Below are 247 nucleotides of genomic sequence, written 5' to 3'. Positions count from 1 at the left end.
ATTCCAGGACTCATGGCACCTGTTGCACATAACGGCTACTGGCTGGTTGATGGAGCAGTCGTTAACCCAATTCCTATTTCCCTCACGCGTGCATTGGGGGCTGATATTGTGATAGCGGTTGACCTGCAGCACGATGCTCATTTGATGCAACAAGATTTGCTCTCCTTTAATGTCAGTGAAGAAAATAGCGAGAATGGTGATTCTCTGCCGTGGCATGCGCGTCTGAAAGAAAGGTTAGGCAGCATAA

Annotated in this window: 1 pseudogene; it reads left to right on the top strand. The window is 48.2% G+C overall.

Going from position 1 to position 247, the window contains the following annotated elements:
• Positions 1-12 precede the first annotated feature (12 nt).
• Positions 13-247: pseudogene (locus SB756_RS33590) on the top strand (patatin); the annotation flags it as partial.

Source organism: Pseudomonas sp. SIMBA_068, assembly GCF_046534705.1.
Classification (GTDB): Bacteria; Pseudomonadota; Gammaproteobacteria; order Pseudomonadales; family Pseudomonadaceae; genus Aquipseudomonas; species Aquipseudomonas putida.
This window is presented reverse-complemented; position numbering and strand designations above follow the sequence as displayed.